The following is a 25,107-nucleotide window of genomic DNA, read 5'->3' on the forward strand; positions in this document are numbered from 1 at the left end:
AATATAGTAAGACAATAGTGAAAAATTATATATTTTTTTACAAAAAATGTAAATTAATTTTATAATAAAAATTAAATGTATAATTTTTTTTTAAATAAATTTGTTGAGTTCATTCTATTTATTTACTTTCGTGTAATCGATTACATTGTTAGTGATGGTTTGATTTAAAAATTGAAAATATTTTAAATATGGATATCTGTAAAGCTTTGATTCACAGGTTTTTTTTTATAGGTGCATCTGTTTTGTTAGTCATATCGTGTGGTACTAAAAACACGAAGATTACAAGTATTGATCCATGGGTAAGGAAGGATTTGATTGTTAAAAGTATACCACAAGTTAGATTTGCCAATAAAATTTATAATATAAATGATTTTGGAGCTATTGCTGATGGGGTAACAATAAATACTACAGCTTTTGTAAAAGCGATAAAAGAATGTTCATTAAATGGAGGTGGAAAAGTAATTGTACCCAACGGTAAATATCTAACTGGACCAATACATTTGGAAAGCAATGTGAATTTGCACTTAGAGGATAATGCTGAAATTCTTTTTAGTATAAACCCAAAAGATTATCCAATAGTCCATACCTCTTTTGAAGGTACAGAATTAATGAATTATTCGCCTCTTATTTATGCTAAAAATAAAACCAATGTTGCTATTACAGGGAAGGGGATTCTAAATGGTCAGGCTGATAGTACTAATTGGTGGATTTGGTCGGGTGGTAAAAATTATGGGTGGCAAAAAGGAGTTCCTTCTCAAAATGATCCTACGAATCGTGAAGTTTTAGTTGATATGGCTGAGAAAGGTGTGCCTGTTTCAGAAAGAGTTTTTGGGGAAGGACGTTATTTACGTCCTAATTTTATTGAATTTTTTGAATGTAGTACTGTTTTAATAAAGGATGTTACGATTATTAATGCTCCCTTTTGGATTTTACATCCTTTAAAATCCAATAACATTATTATCGACGGAGTAACGGTTAATAGTCATGGTCCAAATAATGATGGCTGTGATCCAGAATATTCTCAAAACATAATTATTAAGAACTGTGTTTTTAATACTGGGGATGATTGTATTGCTATAAAATCAGGGAGAGATGCAGATGGAAGAAGGGTTGCAATACCAAGCAAAAATATTATTGTGCAAAATTGTAAAATGATTGATGGGCATGGAGGTGTTGTTATTGGGAGTGAAATTTCAGCTGGAGTAAATAATGTTTTTGTTGAGAATTGTGTTATGGACAGCCCAAATCTAGACAGAGCAATTCGTATTAAAACAAATTCTAGAAGAGGAGGGATTATTGAAGATGTTTATGTGAGAAATCTGGAAGTAGGCACTGTTAAGGAATGTGTTTTGAAATTAAATATGTTTTATAATGTATATGGATCTCAAACAGGAAATTTTATTCCCGTTATTAGAAATATAAGTCTTGAGAATATAAAAGTCAAAAAAGCAGGAAGATATGGGGTCTGGGCTGAAGGATATAAAGAATCTCCTGTAGAAAACGTAACACTCAAAAATGTAGTTATAGAAAAAGCGGACTCTATTTATTTATTAAAAAATATCAAAAAGTTTAATTTTATTGATACCTATATCAATCAAAAAAGAATAGAATCAATTAAAGATTAAAATTTGAATTTTAATCAAATAATATCTTGTACTGATTAGTCATGAATATAATTTTTTTACTAAAAAAATAAAATCCAAATTTTAATAATTAAGATGATTTCAATAAATACAGGTTTCTTTAAAACTCTAATTATCCTATTGATTTTTTTCTGTAGTAAAACAATTGCTCAGGTCAACAATCAAAGTCAGAACAATATTGCTGATAATTTAAAATGGTCAGAAAGGATGGCCTTATCAATCATTAAAAGACATCCTGATGCCTGGAAAATTGATAATCACGAAGCTCCAAAATGGGATTATAAAATTGGTATGATTTTGACTGCTTACCAAAAGCTTTATGAGAAAACCAATAATCAGAAATATTATGATTATGTAAAAGGATATGCAGATACATTTATTGATGAAAAGGGTACAATTAAAAAGTTTGATCCTAAAAATCATAGTCTTGATAATATAAATGCAGGAAAAATACTTTTTGATCTATACAACAAAACCAAAGAAGAAAAATATCTTACAGCCTTAAAAACATTAAGAAATAATTTTGATGATTATCCAAGAACCCAATCAGGAGGATTTTGGCATAAAAAAATATATCCCAATCAAATGTGGTTAGATGGTTTGTATATGGGAGAGCCTTTTTATGCAAGATATACTACTGAATATGAAAAAGGAGAAAAATTAAACGATGTTGCTCATCAATTTGAATTGCTTCATCAGCATACATTTGATAAAAAAACGGATTTGTATTTTCATGCGTGGGATGAAAGCAAACAAATGGCATGGGCCAATAAAGAAACAGGAACAGCTCCTCACATTTGGTTAAGAGCACTTGGCTGGTATGGTATGGCATTAGTTGATGCTTTGGATTATTTCCCAAAAGAGCATCCAAAACGCAATGAATTGATAAAGTATTTAAATGAATTGGCTATTGCGGTAAGCAAATATCAGGATAAATCTGGGTTGTGGTATCAAATTCCGAACCTGCAAAATAAAGAGGGAAATTATTTAGAGGCGTCAGGTTCTTCAATGCTGGTTTATTTTCTTGCAAAAGGAGTACACAAAGGTTATTTGCCTCCTAAATTTGAAAAGGTAGCCAATAAAGGTTTTGAGGGATTAATAAAAAATCTTATAAAGGTAGATAAGGATGGCGAAGTTCATATCACACAGGTATGTGCGAGTGCAGGATTAGGAGGGAATCCTTATCGAGATGGTTCGTTTGAATATTATATGAGCGAAAAGATTGTAACTGACAATTCTCACGGACTAGGAGCATTTTTACTGGCAGCAATAGAATTAGATAAATAAATTTCAATAAAAAGTCAAAATAAATATTATGATAAATAGTACGTTAAATACTTTTAAGATTGCAACACTTATAATGTCATTTGCATTTTTTAGTTGTAAAACAGCCAAACCGGAAGTATCAAAAACTTCAGATTCTCAAAGTCAGACAGTAGTTTCCAAAGATTTGAAATGGTCTGATAAAATGGCTTTAACATTAATGAAACGTCATCCGGAGTCCTGGCAGATTGACGATGCAAAAGCTCCAAAATGGGATTATGTTCATGGACTGGTTTTGTATTCTTTTCAGGAGTTATACAAAAAGAATCCGGATATAAGATATGCAAACTATATTCAGGGGTATTTAGATAATTTTATTGAAAGTGACGGTTCAATTAAAACATACGAACTGGAAAAATACAACATCGATATGATTGTTGCTGGTCGTTTGCTTTTTAATGCGTATGATAAAACAAAAGACGAAAAATACCTAAAATCACTTCAGTTGCTGCGCAAACAGCTTACAGAACAACCAAGAACCAACAGTGGTGGATTTTGGCATAAAAAGATTTATCCGTACCAGATGTGGCTTGACGGATTGTATATGGGAGAGCCTTTTTATGCACAATATACTGTAACTTTTGAAAATGGAAAAAATCTTGACGATATTGCGCATCAGTTCGAAGAGATTCAATCTCATGCAACAGATCCAAAAACAGGCTTGCTATATCACGGCTGGGATGAAAGCAAACAAATGCCTTGGGCAAATAAAGAAACAGGAAATTCTCCGAACTTCTGGTCAAGAGCTCTTGGCTGGTATGTAATGGCTCTGGTAGATGCTCTGGATTATTTTCCGAAAGATCATCCTAAACAAAAAGAGCTGGTTGGTTATTTGAATAATGTATCTGAAAGTTTAGCGAAATATCAGGATAAATCTGGTTTATGGTATCAGGTGACAGATAAGATGGGTAAAGAAGGAAATTATTTAGAAGCTTCTGGTTCTTCAATGTTTGCTTATGCATTTGCAAAAGGTGTAAATAAAGGTTATTTGCCATCAAAATTCAAAAAACTGGCAAACAAAGCTTTTGATGGATTGACTACTCAATTAATCAAAGTAGATGCTGATGGTACAATTACATTAACTCAGGCTTGTCAGGTTGCGGGATTAGGAGGGACTCCTTACAGAGATGGTTCTTATGAATATTATGTGAATGAAAAAAAGAAGGATAATGATCCTAAGGCTACAGGACCTTTTATTTTAGCGGCATTAGAATTAAACAGATAATACTCCTTAAATGAAATTTTTCAAAATAACATCTCTTTTTTTATGCAGTATTCTGATGCAAAATTTAGTTGCTCAGGAGAATAAAAACAATTCGAATGTCTGGGTAGCTGATCAGGGTGATGGCACTTATAAAAACCCTATTTTGTATGCAGATTATTCTGATCCTGATGCTATCAGGGTTGGAGATGATTATTATATGACGGCTTCATCTTTTAATTGTATTCCTGGACTGCCGATTCTTCACTCAAAAGATTTGGTAAACTGGAAATTAATAGGATATGCCCTTTCTAAGCAAAAACCTTTGGAGGTTTATAACAAAGTGCAGCACGGAAACGGTGTTTGGGCTCCTTGCATTCGTTTTCACAAGAATGAATTTTATATTTATTACCCAGATCCTGATTTTGGAATTTATGTTGTGAAAGCAAAAAAAGCTCAAGGGCCATGGTCTGAACCTGTTATGGTAAAAGAAGGGAAAGGTTTGATTGATCCGACGCCTTTATGGGATGAGGATGGTAAAGCATATCTGGGCTACGCCTTTGCAGGCAGTCGTGCAGGAATAAAAAGTGCTTTGGCTGTCTGTACAATGAATCCGGATGGCTTGTCGGCGAATAATGATGACGTTATGATTATTGACGGACATCAGGATGAACCAACTATTGAAGGGCCTAAATTCTATAAACGAAACGGATATTATTACATATTTGCTCCTGCAGGAGGAGTAGCAACTGGCTGGCAGACTGTTATGAGGTCTAAGAATGTTTTCGGACCTTATGAAAAAAGAAAAGTGATGGATCAGGGCAAATCAGTTGTAAATGGTCCTCATCAGGGTGCATGGGTACAGACCCAAACTGGCGAAGACTGGTTTATTCATTTTCAGGATCAGTTTGCGTATGGAAGGGTTGTTCATCTGCAGCCTATGAAATGGCAGAATGACTGGCCTGTAATTGGAAATGATGAGGATAAAGATGGTGTAGGAGAGCCTGTCATGATGTATAAAAAACCTAACGTTGGTAAAAAAACATTTCCTGTTGTAACACCGCCTGAAAGTGATGAATTCAATAGTCCAAAACTGGGCCTTCAATGGCAGTGGCATGCCAACCCACAGATAACCTGGGGACTTCCTACCACAATGGGATATTATAATTTAAGTTGTATTCCTGTTCCAAAAGATTATAATAATCTGTTTGATGTCCCAAACCTGCTTTTGCAAAAATTACCGGCAAATGAGTTTACTGCTACAACAAAAATGACATTTAATTCCCGATTTGACGGCGAATTTACCGGTTTGGTAATTATGGGGCTGGATTATAGTTTTTTATGTCTGAAACAAGATGAAGGTAAATTATTTCTTTCTCAAAAAACAACCCTGAAATCTGATAAGAAGGGAGTTGAATCTGAAAGTAAAAGAATTGCAATAGCAAATAAAACAATTTTCCTGCAGGTAAAAGTGAAAGCTGGCGGAATTTGCAATTTTTTCTATAGTGAAGACGGAGAAAAATTTTATCCTGTTGGCGAAAGTTTTACAGCAAAGGAAGGTAAATGGATTGGTGCTAAAATTGGCTTTTTAGCACTGAGGGAAGGAATAATTAATGATGCCGGAAGTGTGGCGATAGATTGGTTTAGAATAACTAAATAAATAACTGAATATAACTAAAACTAAATTAATAACTAAACTAAATGAATCAACTTAAAAAAACAGCATTATTACTTTTAATCGGTAGCAGTTTTTGTGTAAATGCACAGGATAAAGCCAAAAAGTGGCCAGATTTAATTATAAAAAGCTACTCTGCCTGGTTTGGTTCTGAAGAAGGTAAAAAAGTGGGAGAAAATGTCCTGCTTTACCAAAGAGATATCGGAGGATGGCCAAAAAACATTCCGATGTTAAAAGAATTAACAGAAGATGAAAAAAGCACACTAATAGCATTAAAACCATCTGGAAAAGATTGTACCATTGATAACAGAGCTACAACACAGGAAATCCTTTTTGTATCAAAAATGTATGCACAGACAAAAGAAGAAAAATACAAAGATTCTTTTTTGAAAGCAGTAGACTATTTATTGTCTGCACAATATCCTAATGGAGGCTGGCCTCAGTATTTTCCTTTGAAAAAAGGATATTATACTCATATCACTTACAATGACAACTCAATGGTAGATGTGTTGAATGTAATGAAAGAAATTGCAAATCAGACAGAATATTATAGTATCAAGCCATCTCAGGAAATTGTTGACAAAGCTAAAATTGCTTTTGATAAAGGGATCGATTGTATCTTAAAAACGCAATATAAACAAAATGGTGTTTTAACGGTTTGGTGTGCACAACACGATGAAGTTACCTTTGCACCTGCTGATGCAAGAGCTTACGAATTAGCTTCACTGAGTGGTAAAGAATCAGCAAAAATTGTTTTGTTGCTGATGTCTATTGATAATCCTTCACCTGAAATCAAAACGGCTATTAAAAGTGCATACGACTGGTTTGAAAAAACAAAAATTACGAACCTTAGAGAAGAGCGTATATATGATGAAGAGGGTAAAGTTATAGGCAAGAAAATGTATCCTTCTGAAGAGGTTGCACCAATTTGGCCAAGATTTTCAGAACTTGATACAAACGAACCGTTTTTCTGTGACCGCGATGGTATTAAAAAGAAATATATAACAGATATAAGCGAGGAGAGAAGAAATGGATATTCATGGTATTCTAATGAGCCTAAGGAAGTTTTGAAAAAATACAAAAAGTGGTTTAAAAAATATGGAGAATAAATTTCTTTATAACTAATTTTAATAAAAAGGCAGATCTTTAAATATGTGTAAAGATTTGGCTTTCCAAAAACAAAAACATGAATTTTAGATTTCTTTTCTTTTTATTATTTACTGCTTTTGCTTTCGCTCAGGAGAATAAATTTCCATCTGCAAAAGTAGATTCAATTGTAAACGTCATTCAGTTGCCAAAGATTCCTTCTTACCAGGTGAATGTAGCAAAACTTGGTGCTAAAGGGGATTCAGTTTCTAATAGCAAACCCTTTTTTGATAAGGCAATGGCATTGTGTAAAAAGAAAAACGGGGGTACAATTGTGGTTCCAAAAGGTATTTATCTTTTAAACGGACCGATTCACTTTGTCAGTAATGTCAATTTAAAGATTGAAAAAGGAGCTAAAATTAAATTTAGTGATAAACCTGAAGATTATTTGCCGATGGTTTTAACCAGTTGGGAAGGTACAATGCTTTACAACTACAGTCCTCTAATATATGCATATAATTGCAAAAATATTGCTATAACAGGCGAAGGGATTATTGATGGAGAAGGAGGTAAAACCTGGAAAACTTTTAAAGCAAAAGAAGGAAAAGGAAAAGAACTCAGCCGTGAAATGAATCATAGCAATGTTCCGTTAAAAGACAGGAAATTTGGAGCAGATTATTTTTTACGTCCGCAAATGATTCAGTTTTTTAACTGTTCAAATATATTGGTAGAAAATGTACGAATTGAAAATTCTCCTTTTTGGTGTGTTCATTTACTCAAGTCTGAAAGCATAACAATTAGAGGAATAAGTTATAAATCATTAAATTATAATAATGATGGTATTGACCCCGAATATGCTAAAAATGTTTTAATTGAAAATGTAACTTTCAATAACGGCGATGACAATGTTGCTATAAAAGCCGGAAGAGATCATGAAGGAAGAGCCAATTCTGCGACTCCAAGTGAAAATATTATTATCCGAAATTGCAATTTTAAGGGACTTCATGGAGTCGTAATTGGCAGTGAAATGTCTGCAGGCGTACAAAATGTGTTTGTTGAAAACTGCAAAACAGTTGGTTATCTGAAAAGAGGTATTTATTTAAAAACTAACGCAGACAGAGGCGGATTTATAAAAAATATTTTTGTACGAAATATTCAATTGGACGAAGTTGAAGATTGTCTTTACATAACGGCTAACTATCACGGAGAAGGAAAAGGATATCAATCAGAAATATCCAATGTATCTTTCTCTGACATTTCTTGTAATAAGGCGTCAGCTTCGGGAATTGTTCTTCAGGGATTTCCCGACAAAAAGATCAAAAATATTTCTTTGAATAATATCGAAATTAAGTTGGCAAAAAATGCCATATCAAGTACAAATGCTGAAAATGTAATTCTAAATGAAGTTTTCATTGGCGAAAAAGCCACAGTTCCTTCAGCAGCAAAATAGTTTAATACAAATAATAATGAAAAAATATATTTTAATTTTTTGGTTCGTTTCAGCCGCTTGTTTTGCACAAAAGACTACCGTTTATACTATCGGAGATTCGACAATGGCAAACAAAAAAGATCCTGAAAAAAACCCTGAACACGGCTGGGCTCAGGTGTTACAACAGTTTTTTAAAGACAATATAGTAATCGATAACAGGGCTTTGAACGGTAGAAGTACCAGAAGTTTTATAGCTGAAAAACAATGGGATGCTGTATATCAAAAACTGAAAAAAGGAGATTATGTTTTTATTGAATTTGGACATAATGATAGCAAAAACATGGATTCATTGCGTTACACAAATCCGCATACTGCCTACAGACATAATTTAATCCGTTTTGTAAAAGAAAGCCGTGAAAAGGGAGCAATTCCTATTTTGCTGACTTCAATTGCAAGAAGAAATTTTAATGAAAAGGGAGTGCTGATTGGTACGCATGGCGATTATCCTTTGGAAACGAGATTAGTAGCTCAGGAATATAAAGTCCCTTTTATAGATTTAGAATATTATACTGAATTATTGGAACAATCTTACGGTCCGGAAAAATCAAAGCAATTGCATTTGCATTTTAAAGCAGGTGAAAATCCTTTTTATAAAGAAGAAAAAGCAGATGACACACACCTTTCTTTAAAAGGAGCCACAGAAATAGCGCAAATTGTGGTTAATCAAATAAAACTTTTGGATGATCCTACTGTTGAAAAACTTAAAAAGGGAATCAAATAAAGTTCTTTAAGCATCAAAAAAAATCGTATTCGAAGAGTTTGTTTTAAAACTTCGGATACGATTTTTTATTTAATGACTAATCAGGAAATCGATTTTATTTTTTTTGCAGCGGACTTATAATTTGAACATTCTGAAAAACAATTGCTCCTTTTACAACCCCCGCAATTGTACTTCTTAAAGCATCGATAATTTGCATTTTTAATTCGCTTTTTGGATAAATTAAACTGACTTCGCGTGCTGGTTTAGGTTCTTTAAAGTTTCGCAGTTTTAGTTTATCAGATTCCTTTAGATCTAAAGTATGAAGATAAGGGAGTAATGTTGTTCCTAATCCTTCATCTGCTAATTTTATCAATGTTTCAAAACTTCCGCTTTGTATCTGGAAATTGTTTTGTTCGATATCAGTTCCGTTTTTGCACAAATTCAAAATTCCGTCTCTAAAACAGTGTCCATCCTGTAATAATAAAATTTCATTGATATTTAAATCAGAAACTTCAATTTCTTCTTTTTGGTAAACAGAATGATGTTCAGGAATATAAGCTACAAACGGTTCAAAATACAATACAATTTCTTTGATTTTTTCGTCTTCAAGTGGCGTAGCGGCAATGGCAGCATCCAAATGACCGTTTTTTAATTTTACAATAATATCATCGGTATTTAGCTCTTCAATTAAAAGCTTCACTTTTGGGTATTTTTTTATAAAATTATTTAAAAACATTGGCAATAGCGTTGGCATAATAGTCGGAATGATTCCTAAACGAAATTCGCCGCCAATAAAGCCTTTTTGCTGCTCAACAATATCCTGAATACGATTTGCTTCGTTCACAATGTTTTTAGCCTGATTTACAATTTTCTGTCCTATATCTGTAAGCTGAATAGGCTTTTTGCTTCTGTCGAAAATTAAAATATTGAGTTCTTCTTCGATTTTTTGAATCTGCATACTTAATGTGGGCTGAGTCACGAAACATTTTTCTGCTGCTAACGTAAAATTTTTATGCTCGGCAACCGCTAAAACATATTGTAATTGAGTAATAGTCATTTTGATAGTATTTTATGATGCAAAAATAAGAAAATATAATTTTTTTTTATAATTATTTCGAAGAAGTTATTTTAAATTTGTAATAAACATACTATAAAATCGATATATAATGAAAACAAATATTTTAGGATTACCGGTTAAAGAATCAGAGTTGTTAGTAAAAGAACTCAATGTATTACTGTCGAACTTTCAGGTTTATTATCAAAATTTGAGAGGAATCCATTGGAACATCAGAGGAAAACGTTTTTTTGATTTACATGTAAAATTCGAAGAATTATATACTGATTCTCAATTAAAAATTGATATGATTGCTGAAAGAGTTCTGACTATTGGAGGTACACCTTTACATACTTTTGAGGATTATATCAAAAATAATAAGCTTACGATTGGGAAGAATATTTCTCATGATGAAAAAGCTGTACAATTGATTGTAAACTCATTGTCAGACTTATTGAAAATTGAAAGAAATATCCTTAATAAGTCTGCAGAAATCAATGATGAAGGTACAAATTCTATGATGAGTGACTTCATTGCAGAGCAGGAAAAAACAATTTGGATGATGAATGCCTGGCTCGAAGAAGAGGTGTAAAATATTGTTTTTTAATTGTTTATGAAGCCGAATAATCATATTTGATTATTCGGCCTTTTTACAAATGTTAAAGTTCTATAAAAATTTTAACTAGGTACTTTGATTTTATTTGTTTAACATTATTTTTGTTCAGATGAAATTAGTTGCCCGCATATTATTATTCATATTTATTGCTTTCTTATCAACCCCGACAATTGTGTCAGTGATTAAGAAAAGCAACAATGCGGCTATTACAATCAGCATGTCAGAAGAAGAGAAATCTAATAAAGAAATCAAAGCAGCTGTTTATACAGATGCTTTTAATCATGAGCTGCTGATACCTGCTTATACAGAATCAAAAATTATTTTATCCGGTAATATTGTAAAGCTGGATAATATTTCTCCAAGTATTTTTGCACCTCCTCCCAATTTGATATAATACGTTCGATTATCTTGAACCAAGATGTATTTATTACAAATGCATAAGGTTTTTATGTATCATTTTTAGTATTGTATTATGACAAAAAAAATAAATCTTTTTGCCAGCCTAAAATCTGACTTTGCTTCAGGTTTAGTGGTTTTTCTGGTGGCTCTTCCATTGTGTTTAGGTATTGCAATGGCTTCGGGCGCACCTTTATTTTCGGGAATTATTGCGGGTGTTATTGGCGGAATTGTGGTTGGTTACTTAAGCCAGTCACATATCAGCGTTTCAGGACCTGCAGCCGGATTAACTGCAATTGTATTAACTGCTATTACCGATTTTGGTGCTTTTGATGTGTTTTTACTTTCTGTTTTTATAGCAGGGGTAATTCAGTTAGCACTAGGATTTTTAAAAGCCGGAAGTATATCAAATTACTTTCCGACAAACGTAATCGAAGGTATGCTTGCAGGTATCGGAATTATTATTATCCTGAAGCAAATCCCACATGCTTTTGGTTATGATGCCGATTATGAAGGAGATCAGGCCTTTATTCAAAATGACGGAAGCAATTCTTTTTCGTTTTTATTTGATGTAATCAATCATATTCAGTTAGGAGCTGTAGTGATTTCTCTGATATCATTGGTTATTTTGATTTCCTGGGACAAAGTTCCTTTTTTAAAGAGATTAAAATTGGTTCCTGGTGCTCTGGTAGCTGTAATTTTGGGAGTAGTATTGAATGAGTTTTTTATCTCTTCCGGAAGTACACTTGCTATCGGAAAAGAACATTTGGTTTCTTTGCCGGTTCCAAAATCTTTTGATGATTTTAAGGCGATTATCGTGACACCAAATTTTTCTGCCATAACAAACCCGCAAGTTTGGGTTGTAGGAGTTACAATTGCCATTGTGGCTTCTATTGAAACACTTTTGTGTATTGAAGCTTCAGATCGTATGGATGTTCAAAAACGTTATACAGATACAAATGTTGAGCTTAAGGCACAAGGGGTAGGAAATGTTATCAGTTCCCTTTTAGGAGGTTTGCCAATGACATCAGTTGTGGTTAGGTCGTCTGCAAACAACAATGCAGGGGCAAAATCTAAAATGTCCACTATCATTCACGGGGTTCTTTTATTAATCAGTGTATTATCGATTCCGGCAATTTTAAACAAGATTCCATTGGCAACTTTGGCGACTGTTTTGATTTTAGTGGGATATAAATTAGCAAAACCAGCAACTTTCATGCATTTCTGGGAAAAGGGGAAATACCAGTTTGTTCCTTTTATTGCGACATTAGTCTTTGTTGTTGCTACGGATCTGCTGAAAGGTGTTGCGTTGGGAATCATAATCAGTATCATTTTTGTATTGAGAGGGAACTTGAAGAGAGCTTACAATTTCAAAAAAGAAGAATACGAAGATGGTGACATTATTCATATTGATTTAGCTCAGGAAGTCTCATTTTTGAATAAAGCAGCTATCAAACAGACTTTAAATGATATTCCTGAGAATTCAAAAGTCATTATTAATGCGCATGATACGGAGTATATTGCTCACGATGTACTTGATCTGATTAGAGAATTTAAAGAAACACGTGCCATTGATGAAAATATCAAGGTAAAGCTTAAAGGATTCAAGGAGGCTTATGAGCTGGAGAACACTCCTGATAACAATAACCACGTTTCTATAGAACATTATTATGATGTGGCTAAAAGGGCATTGGTGAAAAAACAAGAAGTGAAGGAAGATTTTTAAAACAAATTAAATAAATTAAAGTATTTCTATGAAGTGAAAAACATCAAAATTTAGATAACTTTACATAGAAATACCATTCAAAAAATAAAAACAATGAAAGAATTTTATAAGCAGTTATTAGAAAATAATAAAAAATGGGTTGAAACTTCATTAGCAAAAGACCCGAACTATTTTGCCGATTTGGCAAAAGGGCAACAGCCACCATTATTATGGATTGGATGTTCTGATAGCCGTGTTCCTGCAAATGAAATTGTTGGAGCAAAACCGGGAGAAGTTTTTGTACACAGAAACATTGCAAATATGGTTGTCCACTCAGATATGAATATGCTGAGTGTTCTGGATTACGCAGTAAATGTTCTAAAAGTAAAGCATGTTATTGTTTGCGGACATTATGGTTGTGGTGGTGTAAAAGCTGCAATGGGAAATATGTCAGTAGGAATAATTGATAACTGGATTCGTCATATTAAAGACGAATACCGTTTGCATGATAAATATTTAAATTCAATTGAAGATGAAACAGAGCGTTTCAATGCTTTTGTTGAAATAAATGCAAAAGAACAGGTTTACAATTTAGCTAAAACATCTATTGTTCAGGGAGCTTGGAAAAATGGACAGGATCTAATGCTTCATGGTTGGGTTTATGGACTGAATTCAGGATTTGTAACTGATCTGAATGTGACTATTAGTTCAAACGATGAACTTGATAGTGTTTATCAGTTGGATTTATAATCTAAAAAAAATATCAGAATAAAAAAATCGCCAGTTTAGGCGATTTTTTTTATTCATTTTCGTCAAGATTTTCATTAAAAGCTGATGGCAGCATTGTTGGAATAAATTTTATTAAAATAGGCAATAACAGGCTGCCACCCGGAAGTAAAAAAATTGTCAGTGACGGAATAGTTTTGCAGATATCCAAAAGCTGTTTTTTTACTTTTTTCTTTTCTTTGGCATCTAAATCCCTTGTTGTAGAATAAGCCAGTAAAACCATCAATTCCTTACTCTGGACAATTTCTTTTAAAAGCCTGTTTTTGTTGCGAATAATTAATTTTATAACCGTATGCGTCATTTGATCATAAAAATGCTTTACCGGATTTGAATAATTGAAATACGGAATTTCCTTTTTATGGGTGGTTATAAATGCATTAGTCGTATTGATGCTCCTGGTTACAAAATCATCTGAAACTTCCATCATTGAACCAAGTGAATATAAAAAATAAGCTTCTTCATTTTCCACAACTCCGTCACTCCACAAAGCCATTCCCGCCATGTCGATTAAATAATACTGTTCCAGTTTATTTTTAAAATAATCAAGATTTAAGGTTTCTAAAGTTTCAACAGTTACTTTTGAAAATTTTGAGTATCGAATTGAAGCTTCAAAAAGTTTAATCAGTAAATCGTCGTGCTGGGATTTTATCGTCTTAGTTTTTAACGCTAAACCTACAATTCCAAGAACAGTTTCTTCAATTCTTTTGAGGTATTTGTCGGGGATAGCGCCATGTTCCAGATATTGCCTGAAAGCCAGTACATCTATGAATAAAAGTGCATTGGTTACTAAATGCGAAAAGTTTTTACTAATGATGCTGTCGTTTGTCTGTACCCTCTGATCGATTATATTTTCTAAAGAAAGGGCAGGAGTATCTTTTGGAAGCAGCATTTTAAATAAATTAAACCCTTCCGGATTCATTTCTTTATAAAATTTTAAAACTTCAGTTATGAAATTTTCAGGTTCCGAATTCTTTTTTTCCAGACAGAAAACATTATATAAAGTGTTTAATAAAGCTGTTTTTGAAATTTCACTTTTAAACCAGCCTTTTATCTGAATTGGAATTTGAGAATCAATAGAAATGATGTGCCCGTAGATAAAACCGGTTTCTCTGACCTTATAGTAAAACGAATCCGGATTTTCAAAAGGAATTGCTTCTGAAAACTTTTGTTCGCTAAAAAACTTATCTATCCAGCCTGGTGCCGATGGGTTAATCATTTAACTTTTAAATTTGAGGATACAAAGCTATATCTTTTTCTTGTGTTAAGGTTAATTTTTAATGAAATAACCACTAAATTTTGTGAAAATAGTGGTTAATTTACGTTTTTATAGATTTATTTATTTAATGATTCCTGCGCAGGCAACTCTACCTCCTGCATTCCCAGTTGGCTGGGTAGTAAAATCATCAGCGCCCTGATGAACAATTAGCCCTTTTCCTAAGATGTTTTTGGTTTCGTCATCACCTCCAATTGCCCATTCGTCTGTGGTCAGGGTTATAGTTCCGTTGCCATTTGCATCAGCTGTAAAATTACCGATATCACCTTTGTGATATTCGCCAGCTCCCCATTTCCCATGTTTTTTAAAGGTTGGATTCCAGTGCCCACCTGCAGAACTTCCGTCAGCAGCAGAACAATCTGATTTTTCGTGAATGTGTATAGCGTGTACTCCCGGCTGCAGACCTGCTATTTTTGCCGTAAAAGTCACTTTGCCGTTTTTCTCGGTAAAGGTTGCAGTCCCGGTAACTGTGCTATTACTTTTTGGCTCTAAATTTACCGTTAAAGTTTTTGTGTCATTTGATTTTGTACTGGTCTTACAGCCAATTATTAAGACTGCAATTATTGCGAAAGAAACAATTATTTTTTTCATAAGTGAGGCATTTAAATTAAAATTTAAGTAAATTTAGCTTAAAACCTAAGAAAATCATTAACTGTTTACGTTAAAAAAATCTAAAACTATTTGTTTTAATTTAATTTGCTTTGGATGGTGAACTAAAAAATAATCCTTAAATTCGTATAGGTATTTAATAAAAAAATCCTGTTTTCTGTTTTTCTAATTCATTAATATTTAAATTCTTAAGATTATGATGAAGAATGTTTCCGTACTTATATTTTGCAGTTTCATATTAATTTCCTGTAACGTTTTTAAATGTAAAAAAAAGAATGCTGTTTCTGAATTAGAAGGGAACTGGGAACTGAATTATATAACAGGACCCCGAATCGCTTTTGAGGGTCTATATCCAGATAAAAAACCAACAATAATTTTTAATATTAAAGAAAATCAGGTTTCTGGTAATAGCAGCTGTAACTCCTTTTCCGGAAAGCTAAATGTTACGGGAAATAAAATTGATTTTACACAGCCGATGGCGATGACGAAAATGATGTGTATGGATGGACAGGGGGAACAGGTTTATATGAGTACACTCCAAAAAATAACCACCTATACTATAACTGATGATGGTAAGACACTAAATCTTATCTCAGGCAATATCACTGCTATGCGATTCACCAAAAAATAGTTTTTTGTTTCTTAATTAACTAATAAATATTTGTTTTATGAAAAGTAAATTATGCCTATTAGTATTATTATGTTTTTTAGTTTTTCCGGTTTTAGCTCAGGAAAAATCAAAGAAACAGTTAAAAGCAGAAAGAGAATTGCAAAAACAAAAAGAAATCGAAGCCATGATTGATTCTAAAAATTTTGTTTTTGAAGCACAAAAAGCCATGCCTCAAGGAGGTAGACTTCTGAATTTAGACTATAATACCTATTTTTTAAAATTTAATGAAACTAAGACAACCTGCGATCTGCCTTTTTTTGGGCGTGCATTTAATGTGCCTTACGGAGGAGGCGATGGCGGGATAAAATTTGAAGGAGTTCCTGAAAATATTCAAATTGAAAAAAAGAAAAAGTCATATAATGTAAAGGCGACTGTAAAAGGCAAAGAGGATGTTTATGACCTTCTTTTTTCAGTTTATTTTGATGGAGGAACATCTCTTTCTGTCAATAGTAATAATAGGGCTTTTATTTCTTATGATGGTGAAATTCATGCGCCAAAACCGGAAGAAATTAAAGAATAAAGAAATAGGATATAATGTTCTGAAACCGCTGATTTATGCCAGAAAAAATATTTTATGCCCTATTAGAAAAGCATTTTTTTACATTATGCTCTTTCTTATTTGTAATGTCTGTTTATAGTCAGGATTTAGAACCCAGAGTTTATGCCAATGTTCCTGAAAAATTAAATGTAGCTTCGGTTGGATATGCTTTTATAGATGGAAACGTATTGACAGAGCCATCATTACCTATTTATGATTTTACAATTCAAAGCCACAATCTTTTAGCTACTTATGTAAGAACATTTGGATTGGCAAATAAACTGGCACGTATACAAATAGCAGTGCCATATTCTTTTATGGATGGATCTGCCAATGTAAGCGGAGAACTTTTAACAGGCTCCAGAACAGGTTTCGGAGATACAAAAATCCGATTTGGAATCAATTTGCTGGGATCTCCGGCTCTTGATAAATCCGAATTCAGGAATTATGAGCAAAAGACAATTTTAGGGGTCAGTCTGGTAACCTCAATTCCAACAGGAAAATATTATGGTGACAAACGAATTAATATAGGAACAAACCGTTGGGCATTTAAGCCTGAAATAGGTATTTCTAAACGATTTTCCCATGTATATGCAGAGCTTTATGGCGGAATCTGGTTTTACACCGATAATAATGATTTTTTAGGTAAAAAACTGGAACAGAAACACACTTATAGTTTGCAGGGACATGCAAGTTATTATTTCAAAAATAATATGTGGCTTGGTTTTAATACCAACTGGTTTTTTGGAGGTAAAACAATCATAGATGGTGTTTCTGATGACAGCGAAATTGATAACTGGCGTATTGGCGGAACATTTTCTACACCAATAGGCAAAGGACAATCACTCCGATTTCAATATCATGTAGGAGCTTACACTAATAACGGGTTAAATTATTATGCATTGACTGCGGCGTATCAGTATTCTTTCTTTTAGGGAAAAAATGTGTTTGAATATTTTATTTATTGAGTATAGAATATTTATAAATCAACTTAAAATTAAAAATATGAAAAAATTAAGTATCGTTCTTATTTTAGTAATTGTCTCATTTACATCTCAAGCTCAGTCCTACAAAGATGATGTAGATTTAATACAGAGTTTTTACGGAAAAACCAAAAGTGATCTTGTGAGAGAATATATGAATCTCTCAGAAACACAGGCAGCAGCTTTTACAAAGGTTTACGAAAATTATGAATCGGTACGAAAAACACTTGGACAAACAAAGTTAAAACTGATTAATGATTATGCGGTAAATTATGCAACCCTTACAGAAGAAAAAGCAGACGAATTAGCCAAAGGTGCTTTGAAAAATAATCAGGATTATGAAAAATTATACTCAAAAACTTATAGTCAGGCAAAAAAAGCGATTGGAGCAATTAATGCGGCAAAGTTCATTCAGTTAGAAGTTTACTTGCAGACCGTAATTCGTAATAAAATTCAGGAGTCTATTCCTTTTATAGGTGAGTTAGATAAAACAAAAGTTCAAATGTAGTCTCCTTCAGACTAAGAGCTTAAGATTTTAAATCTCAAAATAAAAAATCCGCATTTGTTTCGGGACAAATGCGGATTTAACAAATTAAAAGCTAAAAAACTATTGTGAATATTAGAAACAGTATGAATTTTCTGCAACTAATTTTTCTGCGATTTTTTCTCTCAAAGCTACCACGTTTGGCAGATTAGTATATTTTGTGAAACGTTTAAGTCCCATTAACATCATACGTTGCTCATCACCTTCAGAGAATGAAGCGATTCCTTCTTTTCCTCTTGAGTTTACGATATCAACCGCTTTGTACAAGTATAATTTTGCCATAGCGATTTGCTCCTGAACTTTGTCTTCGCATTGAGTTTTTGCTAATTTCTCAGTTCTCAAAATTGTACTTTCAGCCATGTAGATTTCGATCAAAATATCAGCAGCAGCCATTAATAATTGCTGATGAGAATCTAAATCTGGACCATATTTTTGAACAGCGCTTCCGGCAACCATTAAGAAAACTTTTTTCAAGTTAGCCACGATTACTTTTTCTTCTGCAAATAATTCAGAGAAATCTGGAGTATCAAAAGATGGAATTCCCATTAATTCTTCTTGAACTTTCATTGCTGGTCCAAGTAAATCAACATGACCTTTCATTGCTTTTTTAATCAACATACCTACAGAAAGCATTCTGTTGATTTCGTTTGTTCCTTCGTAGATACGAGCGATACGAGCATCTCTCCAGGCACTTTCCATTGGAGTATCTTCAGAGAATCCCATTCCACCAAAAATCTGAATTCCTTCGTCAGAACAGTTTTGAATATCTTCAGAAACCGCTACTTTCAGGATAGAACACTCGATAGCATATTCTTCAACACCTTTCAATTCTGCTTCCTGATGAGAAGTTCCTTCTGCTTCACGAGCAGCGATTCTGTCTTCGATATCTTTTGCAGCACGGTAAGAAGCACTTTCTCCAGCGTATGCGCTAGTTGCCATTTCAGCTAATTTAGAACGAATTGCTCCAAAAGTTGAAATAGAAGTATTGAACTGAATTCTTTCGTTAGCATATTTTACAGCTCCAGAAGTAACTCTTCTTTGTGCATCTAAACAAGCAGCAGCCAATTTAATACGCCCAACGTTTAAAGCATTCATTGCGATTTTAAAACCGTTTCCTCTTTCAGATAACATGTTTTCAACTGGAACTTTTGTTTCGTTGAAGAAAACCTGACGAGTAGAAGAAGCACGGATTCCTAATTTATGCTCTTCTTCATTCATAGAAATTCCGTTTGAAGGATCGTTTTCTACGATGAAACCTGTAATATTTTTATCATCTCCAATACGAGCAAAAACGATGAAAACGCTACAGAAACCTGCATTCGAAATCCACATTTTTTGTCCTGTAATTAAATAATGAGTTCCGTCTTCAGATAAAACTGCTTTAGTTTTTCCTGAGTTAGCATCAGATCCTGCACCTGGCTCAGTTAAACAGTAAGCTCCAAACCATTCTCCAGAAGCCAATTTCGGAACGTATTTTTTCTTTTGTTCTTCAGTACCGTAAAGTGTAATTGGCATAGTTCCAATTCCTGTGTGAGCACCAAAAGCAGTTGAGAAAGAACCTGTTGCTCCGGAAATGTAGTCACAAACTAACATTGTAGAAACAAATCCCATTCCTAATCCGCCGTATTCTTCAGGAACAGCGACTCCAAGAAGTCCTAGTTCACCAGCTTTACGCATAGATGATTCTGTATAAGCGTAATCTTTTTTCTCAAAACGATCTTTATGCGCCCATAATTCTTTGTCAACGAACTCTTTTACAGAGTCACGCATCATTAACTGCTCTTCCGAGAAATCTTCTGGTGTGAAGATATCCTCGCATTTTGTTTCTTTAACTAAAAACTGACCACCACGGGTTACGTTTTTCTCGATTGTATCTGCCATTTTATTTTTTGTTTAGGTAAAAGATGAAAGAAGCAAGAAGCAAGAAGCAAGATTTTTAATCTAACTTATTTATGAAGCCTGTGGTCATCTTTTGAAATTCAATTATTTTGTTTTCTATTTCTTCTGTTTTTGTCTTGGATAGATAATCATTTTGAAAAGCTATCAATAATTGTGTTTGTAATTCAAATGACGAACCTAAACTAATATTCAAATAATGCTGAAAATGTTTATTTCCTCTGTTTGAACCTTCAGCAATATTAGAAGGCATTGAAACAGAACATCTATTCATTTGACTTGTTAAACTGTACGTTTCTGATTTCGGAAAAGTGGCGGTTAATTTATAGATATCATTAGTGATTTCCATAGCTAAAATCCAAATTTTCAAATTCTTAAAATTGTGTTTCATGTTTTTTGAGGCAAGATAAGAAAGAAAAATTAAAAGTAAGTTTTTTACTACTTTTTAAAACCGTTTTTTTCAGAACATATTCATCTCAAAATTAAGTCTTGCTTCTTGCTTCTTTCCTCTTAAAAAACTACAACACCTCGTAAATCCCCGCAGAACCTTGCCCAGTACCCACACACATACTCACAATTCCGTATTTATTACCTCTGCGTTTCATTTCATCAAACAACTGAACAGAAAGTTTCGCTCCTGTACATCCCAGCGGGTGACCTAAAGCGATCGCTCCACCGTTTACGTTTACGATATCTGGGTTGATATTTAACTCACGAGTTACTGCTAAAGCTTGTGAAGCAAAAGCCTCGTTTAATTCAATTAATTCGATATCATTCAATGTTAATCCCGCTTGCTTTAATGCTTTCGGAATTGCTTTTACAGGACCGATACCCATAATTCTTGGTTCAACACCAGAAGAAGCAAAGTTTACCAAACGTGCAATTGGTTCAAGGTTTAATTCTTTTACCATTTCTTCGCTCATGATTAAAACAAAAGCAGCACCATCACTCATTTGAGAAGAGTTACCAGCAGTTACGCTTCCGTCAGCAGCGAAAACTGGTTTTAAACCTGCTAAAGCTTCCTTAGAAGTTCCTGCTCTTGGACCTTCGTCTTTATTTACAACGTATGATTTAGTTTCTTTTTTACCATTTTCATTGATGAAAGTCTGCTCAACAGTAATTGGAACGATTTGTTTGTCAAATTTTCCTTCTGCCTGCGCTTTCAACGCTTTCATGTGAGAGTTGTAAGCAAACTCATCCTGATCTTCTCTTGAAATTTTATATTGATTAGCAACCGCTTCAGCAGTTAAGCCCATTCCCCAATAATAATCTTCGTGACCTGCAGCAGCAACTTTATAATCCGGAGTTGGTTTGTAACCTCCCATCGGAATATAACTCATACTTTCTGCACCACCAGCGATGATACAATCTGCCATTCCTGATTGGATTTTAGCAGTCGCCATTCCGATAGTTTCTAATCCAGATGCGCAGTAACGGTTTACGGTAACACCAGGAACGTCTTCTACTTTTAATCCCATCAAAGAGATTAAACGCCCAACGTTTAAACCTTGTTCCGCTTCCGGCATTGCATTTCCTACCATAACGTCATCGATACGTTTTTTGTCAAAATCAGGCAGTTCATCCATCATAAATTGAATGGTTTCTGCAGCTAATTCATCAGGTCTTTTAAATCTAAAAACACCTTTTGGAGCTTTTCCAACTGCTGTTCTATATGCTTTTACTATATATGCTGTTTTCATTTGTTTTTGTTTTTTTAAGATTGGTAGAAGAAAGATGCAAGATGCAAGAAGCAAGATTTCAAAACAGAGTTTTGTCTTTTCTCTTGCTTCTTTCTTCTTTTATCTATTTTTCTAGTTACGAAGCGGTTTTCCTTTAGTCAACATGTATTGAATTCTTTCTAAAGTCTTACGCTCTGTACATAAACTCAAGAAAGCTTCACGTTCGATATCTAATAAATATTGTTCAGATACTAAAGTTGCTTCAGATAAATCACCTCCAGCCATTACATAAGCCAGTTTGTTAGCGATTTTCTTATCGTGCTCAGAAATGTATTTTCCAGCTTCCATTTGATCTGTTCCAACTAAGAACATACCTAAAGCTTGTTTTCCTAATACTTTTACATCCGTTCTTCTGATTGGTTGTGTATAACCAGCTTCAGCCATTAACAAAGCATGTTTTTTAGCTTCAGCAATCTGACGATCTTTGTTTACGACGATAACATCTTTTCCATGTTGAAGAAGTCCTGTATCAAAAGCTTCGTAACCAGAAGTTGAAACTTTAGCCATAGCGATTGTTAAAAAATATTCTTGAAGAACATTCAATTCCACATCGTTTTTACGGAATAAATCTGAAGCTCTTAAAGCCATTTCTTTAGATCCACCACCACCAGGAAGTACGCCAACACCAAATTCAACTAATCCCATATACGTTTCTGCAGCAGCAACCACTTTATCAGCGTGTAAGCTCATTTCGCATCCACCACCAAAAGTCATTCCGTGAGGCGCAACTACAACTGGAATTGAAGAATAACGAACGCGCATCATGGTATCTTGGAACAATTTAATTGCCATGTTCAATTCGTCGTATTCCTGCTCAACCGCCATCATGAAAATCATTCCGATATTAGCCCCAACAGAGAAATTCGCTGCTTGGTTTCCAATAACTAAACCTTGATATTCTTTTTCAGATAAGTCGATTGCTTTATTGATAGCTTGTAGAACATCACCACCAATTGTATTCATTTTAGATTGGAATTCTAAGTTCAAAATTCCATCTCCTAAATCCTGAATGATTGCACCGCTGTTGCTCCAAACTTTTTTGCTTTCGCGAATGTTGTTCAGAATAATAAATGAATCTTGTCCAGGAACTTTTACTTGTGATTTTGTTGGAATGTTATAGAAATAAGTCGCTCCTTCTTTTACAGTATAGAAACTCTCGCTTCCAGAAGCCAGCATTTCAGTAACCCATGCAGCAGGCTCTAAACCTTCAGCTTTCATGATTTCAATTCCTTTGGCAACACCGATAGCATCCCAGATTTCGAATGGACCATTTTCCCATCCAAAACCAGCTTTCATGGCATCATCAATTTTATATAATTCGTCTGAGATTTCAGGAATTCTGTTTGACACATAAGCAAACATTCCAGCGAAACTCTTACGGTAGAATTCTCCTGCTTTGTCTGTTCCTTTAACCAAAACTTTAAAACGATCAATTGGTTTATCGATAGTTTTAGTCAATTCTAATGTAGCAAAACTTGCTTTTTTCGCAGCACGGTATTCTAATGTATCTAAGTCAAGAGAAAGAATATCTTTATCTACTTTTTTGTAGAAACCTTGTCCGGTTTTGCTTCCCAACCATTTATTCTCCATCATTTTTGTAACAAATTCAGGAAGTTTGAACAATTCGTGTTGTTCGTCTGTTGGGCAGTTTTCGTAAATACCATTGGCAACGTGTACCAAAGTATCCAAACCAACAACATCAACGGTACGGAAAGTAGCCGATTTTGGACGACCGATAACCGGACCAGTCAATTTATCAACTTCTTCAATCGTTAATCCCATTTCTTTCACCAAGTGGAATAAACTCTGGATTCCGTAAATACCAATTCGGTTTCCAATAAACGCCGGAGTATCTTTAGCAACAACCGAAGTTTTCCCTAAGAATTTAGATCCGTATTCGTTCAAGAAATCCAATATTTCAGTTGAAGTTTTTGGACCAGGAATAATTTCGAATAATTTTAAGTAACGCGCAGGGTTAAAAAAGTGAGTTCCGCAGAAGTGTTGTTGAAAATCTTCGCTTCTTCCTTCGCTCATAAAGTGAATTGGAATTCCAGAAGTATTAGAGGTAACTAAAGTTCCCGGTTTACGGAATTTCTCGATTTGTTCAAAAACCGTTTTTTTAATATCCAAACGTTCCACTACAACCTCAATAATCCAGTCCACATTGGCAATTTTTGCCATATCATCAGTTGTATTTCCAGTTGTGATTCTGCTTGCGAATTTTTGACTGTAAATAGGAGAAGGTTTTGATTTTAATGAATTCGCCAAATGTTCGTTTACCACACGGTTGCGAACGGCTTTACTTTCAAGTGTTAATCCTTTTTTAGCTTCAGCTTCAGTCAGTTCGCGGGGAACGATGTCAAGCAGTAAAACCTCGACACCAATGTTGGCAAAATGACAAGCTATACCTGAACCCATAATTCCGGATCCAATTACAGCAACTTTTTTAATTGTGCGTTTCATATTAGATATTTTATTTTTTTTAATAGAATTTAAACTGGCTTTAGGAAAACCTATTCATTTTCTGTTTGCTTCGCCAGTTCGCTGGCGCTCGTGTGATTAAATATGTTTTTGTCCTGAATTAATTCGTTGATGATTTCAGAAACTTCGATAAAATGCTGAAGCTTTTCTTCTGAAACATGTTTTCGAACGGTCTCATTAAATTTCAGAACAGTATTTTTAGATAACTCTCTTTTTTCTTTTCCAAATTCGGTCAGGTAAATCAAAACACCTCTTCCGTCAGTTGGATTTTTCTTTCGAACAATCAAACCTTTGTCTTCCATCGATTTTAATGTTCTTGTGAGACTGGTAGCTTCCATTCCCATTCTTGGACCAAGGGCGGTTGATGGAGTTCCTTCTTCCTTATCAATGCTTAAAAGTGCAAATCCCGTTGCCATTGTCGCATCATATTTAGCAGCTTCCTCGTTATACATTCGGGAAACGGCTTGCCAGGTGGCTCTTAAAATATAATCTATCGTTTTATCTTTCATAAATAACTATATCGATTTCAAATATAATCAAAAAATACTATGCATGCATATTAATTTATGATAAATTTTAGGTTAATTAGTAAATGTTTTTGAATTTGTGGGTTTTAAAGGAATCTTTTTAATTGAAATATACCATTCTTTTTTTAAGTTTTAATGAATTTAGCATAGCAATAATTATTGTTATAATAAAA

The 25,107-nt window shown here is 33.8% G+C and carries 23 protein-coding genes; 15 read left to right on the forward strand and 8 right to left on the reverse strand.

Translation table 11 applies throughout. The annotated features are described in order from the left end of the window. Positions 1–188: 188 nt before the first annotated feature. The 7 genes from AAEO57_RS11485 to AAEO57_RS11515 all read left to right on the forward strand — a co-directional run bounded on the left by AAEO57_RS11485 (position 189) and on the right by AAEO57_RS11515 (position 9,138). Entirely contained in the window at positions 189–1,625 is a 1,437-nt protein-coding gene (locus AAEO57_RS11485) for a glycoside hydrolase family 28 protein (RefSeq protein WP_341692705.1), read from the forward strand. Between the two features lie 93 nt (positions 1,626–1,718). Beyond that, entirely contained in the window at positions 1,719–2,930 is a 1,212-nt protein-coding gene (locus AAEO57_RS11490; RefSeq protein ID WP_341692707.1) for a glycoside hydrolase family 88/105 protein, read from the forward strand. A 28-nt stretch (positions 2,931–2,958) separates the two neighbouring features. Beyond that, complete coding sequence (locus AAEO57_RS11495) at positions 2,959–4,191, forward strand: glycoside hydrolase family 88/105 protein (RefSeq protein ID WP_341692709.1); 1,233 nt, start codon at positions 2,959–2,961, stop codon at positions 4,189–4,191. A 10-nt stretch (positions 4,192–4,201) separates the two neighbouring features. Next, a complete protein-coding gene (locus tag AAEO57_RS11500) occupies positions 4,202–5,827 on the forward strand; it encodes a glycoside hydrolase family 43 protein (RefSeq protein ID WP_423972147.1) in 1,626 nt (541 codons plus the stop codon). Between the two features lie 41 nt (positions 5,828–5,868). Next, the gene (gene pelA, locus AAEO57_RS11505) at positions 5,869–6,951 is read left to right on the forward strand and encodes a pectate lyase (RefSeq protein WP_341692714.1); all 1,083 of its coding nucleotides are present in this window, start codon (positions 5,869–5,871) and stop codon (positions 6,949–6,951) included. A 77-nt stretch (positions 6,952–7,028) separates the two neighbouring features. Further along, the gene (locus tag AAEO57_RS11510; protein ID WP_341692716.1) at positions 7,029–8,378 is read left to right on the forward strand and encodes a glycoside hydrolase family 28 protein; all 1,350 of its coding nucleotides are present in this window, start codon (positions 7,029–7,031) and stop codon (positions 8,376–8,378) included. Between the two features lie 16 nt (positions 8,379–8,394). Then, entirely contained in the window at positions 8,395–9,138 is a 744-nt protein-coding gene (locus AAEO57_RS11515; protein ID WP_341692718.1) for a rhamnogalacturonan acetylesterase, read from the forward strand. Positions 9,139–9,232: 94 nt separating this feature from the next. Here AAEO57_RS11515 and AAEO57_RS11520 read toward each other — a convergent pair whose 3' ends face one another. Beyond that, positions 9,233–10,174 (reverse strand): LysR substrate-binding domain-containing protein, encoded by a 942-nt coding sequence (locus tag AAEO57_RS11520; protein WP_341692720.1) that lies wholly within the window; start codon positions 10,172–10,174, stop codon positions 9,233–9,235. A 109-nt stretch (positions 10,175–10,283) separates the two neighbouring features. Here AAEO57_RS11520 and AAEO57_RS11525 point away from each other — a divergent pair, with 109 nt between their 5' ends. The 4 genes from AAEO57_RS11525 (at position 10,284) to can (ending at position 13,638) form a co-directional block, all read left to right on the forward strand. After that, a complete protein-coding gene (locus tag AAEO57_RS11525) occupies positions 10,284–10,763 on the forward strand; it encodes a Dps family protein (RefSeq protein ID WP_341692722.1) in 480 nt (159 codons plus the stop codon). 133 nt (positions 10,764–10,896) lie between these two features. Next, the gene (locus tag AAEO57_RS11530; RefSeq protein ID WP_341692725.1) at positions 10,897–11,181 is read left to right on the forward strand and encodes a hypothetical protein; all 285 of its coding nucleotides are present in this window, start codon (positions 10,897–10,899) and stop codon (positions 11,179–11,181) included. A 78-nt stretch (positions 11,182–11,259) separates the two neighbouring features. After that, positions 11,260–12,909 carry a SulP family inorganic anion transporter gene (locus AAEO57_RS11535; RefSeq protein ID WP_341692727.1) on the forward strand — a complete coding sequence of 550 codons (1,650 nt, stop codon included), beginning with the start codon at positions 11,260–11,262 and terminating at the stop codon, positions 12,907–12,909. Positions 12,910–13,002: 93 nt separating this feature from the next. Further along, on the forward strand, positions 13,003–13,638 hold the full coding sequence (gene can / locus AAEO57_RS11540) for a carbonate dehydratase (RefSeq protein WP_341692729.1): 636 nt from the start codon (positions 13,003–13,005) through the stop codon (positions 13,636–13,638). Positions 13,639–13,687: 49 nt separating this feature from the next. Here can and AAEO57_RS11545 read toward each other — a convergent pair whose 3' ends face one another. Together AAEO57_RS11545 and AAEO57_RS11550 are read right to left on the reverse strand one after the other, a co-directional pair. After that, the gene (locus AAEO57_RS11545; protein ID WP_341692731.1) at positions 13,688–14,890 is read right to left on the reverse strand and encodes an LETM1-related biofilm-associated protein; all 1,203 of its coding nucleotides are present in this window, start codon (positions 14,888–14,890) and stop codon (positions 13,688–13,690) included. Between the two features lie 120 nt (positions 14,891–15,010). Beyond that, positions 15,011–15,538 (reverse strand): superoxide dismutase family protein, encoded by a 528-nt coding sequence (locus AAEO57_RS11550; protein ID WP_341692733.1) that lies wholly within the window; start codon positions 15,536–15,538, stop codon positions 15,011–15,013. 214 nt (positions 15,539–15,752) lie between these two features. On the opposite strand from AAEO57_RS11550, the gene AAEO57_RS11555 reads away from it, so the two are divergent. From AAEO57_RS11555 to AAEO57_RS11570, 4 genes are all read left to right on the forward strand, one after another. Beyond that, positions 15,753–16,187 (forward strand): META domain-containing protein, encoded by a 435-nt coding sequence (locus tag AAEO57_RS11555; protein ID WP_341692735.1) that lies wholly within the window; start codon positions 15,753–15,755, stop codon positions 16,185–16,187. A 37-nt stretch (positions 16,188–16,224) separates the two neighbouring features. Next, entirely contained in the window at positions 16,225–16,746 is a 522-nt protein-coding gene (locus AAEO57_RS11560) for a DUF4251 domain-containing protein (protein ID WP_341692737.1), read from the forward strand. A 35-nt stretch (positions 16,747–16,781) separates the two neighbouring features. Continuing rightward, positions 16,782–17,699, forward strand: a complete 918-nt coding sequence (locus tag AAEO57_RS11565; protein WP_341692739.1) for a transporter — start codon at positions 16,782–16,784, stop codon at positions 17,697–17,699. Between the two features lie 70 nt (positions 17,700–17,769). Beyond that, positions 17,770–18,255, forward strand: a complete 486-nt coding sequence (locus AAEO57_RS11570; protein ID WP_341692741.1) for a hypothetical protein — start codon at positions 17,770–17,772, stop codon at positions 18,253–18,255. Positions 18,256–18,366: 111 nt separating this feature from the next. On the opposite strand, the gene AAEO57_RS11575 is transcribed toward AAEO57_RS11570, so the two are convergent. The 5 genes from AAEO57_RS11575 to AAEO57_RS11595 all read right to left on the reverse strand — a co-directional run bounded on the left by AAEO57_RS11575 (position 18,367) and on the right by AAEO57_RS11595 (position 24,916). Continuing rightward, positions 18,367–20,172: an acyl-CoA dehydrogenase family protein gene (locus AAEO57_RS11575; RefSeq protein WP_341692743.1), complete on the reverse strand. Its 1,806-nt coding sequence runs from the start codon at positions 20,170–20,172 to the stop codon at positions 18,367–18,369. A 55-nt stretch (positions 20,173–20,227) separates the two neighbouring features. Then, entirely contained in the window at positions 20,228–20,578 is a 351-nt protein-coding gene (locus tag AAEO57_RS11580) for a four helix bundle protein (RefSeq protein WP_341692745.1), read from the reverse strand. 127 nt (positions 20,579–20,705) lie between these two features. After that, on the reverse strand, positions 20,706–21,887 hold the full coding sequence (locus AAEO57_RS11585) for a thiolase family protein (protein ID WP_341692747.1): 1,182 nt from the start codon (positions 21,885–21,887) through the stop codon (positions 20,706–20,708). 111 nt (positions 21,888–21,998) lie between these two features. After that, entirely contained in the window at positions 21,999–24,389 is a 2,391-nt protein-coding gene (locus tag AAEO57_RS11590; protein WP_341692749.1) for a 3-hydroxyacyl-CoA dehydrogenase/enoyl-CoA hydratase family protein, read from the reverse strand. Positions 24,390–24,439: 50 nt separating this feature from the next. Continuing rightward, positions 24,440–24,916 (reverse strand): MarR family winged helix-turn-helix transcriptional regulator, encoded by a 477-nt coding sequence (locus tag AAEO57_RS11595; RefSeq protein ID WP_341692751.1) that lies wholly within the window; start codon positions 24,914–24,916, stop codon positions 24,440–24,442. Positions 24,917–25,107 lie beyond the last annotated feature (191 nt).

Source organism: Flavobacterium calami (genome assembly GCF_038290035.1).
Lineage (GTDB): Bacteria > Bacteroidota > Bacteroidia > Flavobacteriales > Flavobacteriaceae > Flavobacterium > Flavobacterium calami.

Coding starts and splice junctions, on each gene's coding strand:
- AAEO57_RS11545 (WP_341692731.1), bottom strand. CDS start 14,890: ATGATTAACCCATCGGCACCAGGCTGGATAGATAAGTTTTTTAGCGAA.
- AAEO57_RS11555 (WP_341692735.1), top strand. CDS start 15,753: ATGATGAAGAATGTTTCCGTACTTATATTTTGCAGTTTCATATTAATT.
- AAEO57_RS11565 (WP_341692739.1), top strand. CDS start 16,782: ATGCCAGAAAAAATATTTTATGCCCTATTAGAAAAGCATTTTTTTACA.
- AAEO57_RS11500 (WP_423972147.1), top strand. CDS start 4,202: ATGAAATTTTTCAAAATAACATCTCTTTTTTTATGCAGTATTCTGATG.
- AAEO57_RS11510 (WP_341692716.1), top strand. CDS start 7,029: ATGAATTTTAGATTTCTTTTCTTTTTATTATTTACTGCTTTTGCTTTC.
- pelA (WP_341692714.1), top strand. CDS start 5,869: ATGAATCAACTTAAAAAAACAGCATTATTACTTTTAATCGGTAGCAGT.
- AAEO57_RS11485 (WP_341692705.1), top strand. CDS start 189: ATGGATATCTGTAAAGCTTTGATTCACAGGTTTTTTTTTATAGGTGCA.
- AAEO57_RS11595 (WP_341692751.1), bottom strand. CDS start 24,916: ATGAAAGATAAAACGATAGATTATATTTTAAGAGCCACCTGGCAAGCC.
- AAEO57_RS11585 (WP_341692747.1), bottom strand. CDS start 21,887: ATGAAAACAGCATATATAGTAAAAGCATATAGAACAGCAGTTGGAAAA.
- AAEO57_RS11515 (WP_341692718.1), top strand. CDS start 8,395: ATGAAAAAATATATTTTAATTTTTTGGTTCGTTTCAGCCGCTTGTTTT.
- AAEO57_RS11580 (WP_341692745.1), bottom strand. CDS start 20,578: ATGAAACACAATTTTAAGAATTTGAAAATTTGGATTTTAGCTATGGAA.
- AAEO57_RS11560 (WP_341692737.1), top strand. CDS start 16,225: ATGAAAAGTAAATTATGCCTATTAGTATTATTATGTTTTTTAGTTTTT.
- AAEO57_RS11530 (WP_341692725.1), top strand. CDS start 10,897: ATGAAATTAGTTGCCCGCATATTATTATTCATATTTATTGCTTTCTTA.
- AAEO57_RS11490 (WP_341692707.1), top strand. CDS start 1,719: ATGATTTCAATAAATACAGGTTTCTTTAAAACTCTAATTATCCTATTG.
- AAEO57_RS11570 (WP_341692741.1), top strand. CDS start 17,770: ATGAAAAAATTAAGTATCGTTCTTATTTTAGTAATTGTCTCATTTACA.
- AAEO57_RS11550 (WP_341692733.1), bottom strand. CDS start 15,538: ATGAAAAAAATAATTGTTTCTTTCGCAATAATTGCAGTCTTAATAATT.
- AAEO57_RS11495 (WP_341692709.1), top strand. CDS start 2,959: ATGATAAATAGTACGTTAAATACTTTTAAGATTGCAACACTTATAATG.
- AAEO57_RS11575 (WP_341692743.1), bottom strand. CDS start 20,172: ATGGCAGATACAATCGAGAAAAACGTAACCCGTGGTGGTCAGTTTTTA.
- can (WP_341692729.1), top strand. CDS start 13,003: ATGAAAGAATTTTATAAGCAGTTATTAGAAAATAATAAAAAATGGGTT.
- AAEO57_RS11520 (WP_341692720.1), bottom strand. CDS start 10,174: ATGACTATTACTCAATTACAATATGTTTTAGCGGTTGCCGAGCATAAA.
- AAEO57_RS11535 (WP_341692727.1), top strand. CDS start 11,260: ATGACAAAAAAAATAAATCTTTTTGCCAGCCTAAAATCTGACTTTGCT.
- AAEO57_RS11525 (WP_341692722.1), top strand. CDS start 10,284: ATGAAAACAAATATTTTAGGATTACCGGTTAAAGAATCAGAGTTGTTA.
- AAEO57_RS11590 (WP_341692749.1), bottom strand. CDS start 24,389: ATGAAACGCACAATTAAAAAAGTTGCTGTAATTGGATCCGGAATTATG.